This is a genomic window from Parendozoicomonas verongulae (genome assembly GCF_009711465.1).
Lineage (GTDB): Bacteria > Pseudomonadota > Gammaproteobacteria > Pseudomonadales > Endozoicomonadaceae > Sansalvadorimonas > Sansalvadorimonas verongulae.
Genome location: NZ_SMME01000702.1, coordinates 1 through 976, shown reverse-complemented (window position 1 = coordinate 976; position 976 = coordinate 1). Strand labels below are relative to the sequence as shown.

General features: G+C 47.5%; 1 protein-coding gene. It reads right to left on the bottom strand.

Annotated elements, in window-relative coordinates; all coding sequences use genetic code 11:
* On the bottom strand, positions 1-240 hold a 240-nt coding region (locus tag E1189_RS03240; RefSeq protein WP_196221133.1), incomplete at its 3' end, for a hypothetical protein.
* Between the last annotated feature and the right edge of the window lie 736 nt (positions 241-976).

Below are 976 nucleotides of genomic sequence, written 5' to 3'. Positions count from 1 at the left end.
CTTGTCATTACAGGGGGTGTTTACCTGCCCATTGGCCGTCCGGGTACGCAGCCAGGTAAAAATGTCCCGAGCCACTCTCAGATTGTCCGTGCCCCCCATGATCTGGAGATGCCTGCCCAGTGCTAGCCCATTGGTTTTTTGATCATTGAAGGAGGCCGAATATTCTGCATAAAGTTTCTGGAAAAGTGGTAAAGCCTCCACTAAATGCCCTTTAGCCTGCAAAGCCCTGCCTTTTGCCATCATCACTCCTTTGTTGTTTTGCAAATCATCTGAAAGAGAATTGATGTACTCAATACACCCGCTGAAATTATTAAGAAGAGACAAAGATCTGGCTTTTAATTGCACAACACGGGAATATTGAAACCTGTCTCCCACGTATTTTTTTAATAGTGTTTCGGCCTTATCTAATGCTCTTTGGGGATTGGTTCTCAGAAGACGGAAGCCATGATTTATGTCGTCACATCCCTGTATGTAAGAGTGACCAGAGTGAGGTTGGGTACGATATTGTGGAAGTTGGCGGCGCTCAGAGTTATCAGCACCTCCTGAGGCAGAAGAGCCTTGCGTTCTGTGAGTATAAAACTTAGGCCCACTTGAATAGCTGGGCCTGAAAGGCAGATGCGCCCGTGGTTCGTGGCTGCCTTTCCCATAGTGTGGTGGTATGTTCATACTCTGAATAAACCTCAATAGCAGTTATATCTTGGGGTGTTCGTTGAACCAGTGTTTTGTATGTACCCGGACCATTGCTTTCGCATAATGGTGGCGAGTGAATTTTTTCGCTCTTCAAGGAACAACGTCGGGAGCGTAGCCCGCAACGTGACCAGAGCTGTGACGCAGCAAGGGCGGAAAAAGACGCCGTCAGACTATGCGAAAGCAATGGTCCGGGTACTTATGGATGGTGATAGGAAACAAAGGTTCATAACGAGTCAGAGTCACAAACAGGGCGGTCTGAAGGTCACGCAGTCATATGAGCCAATAA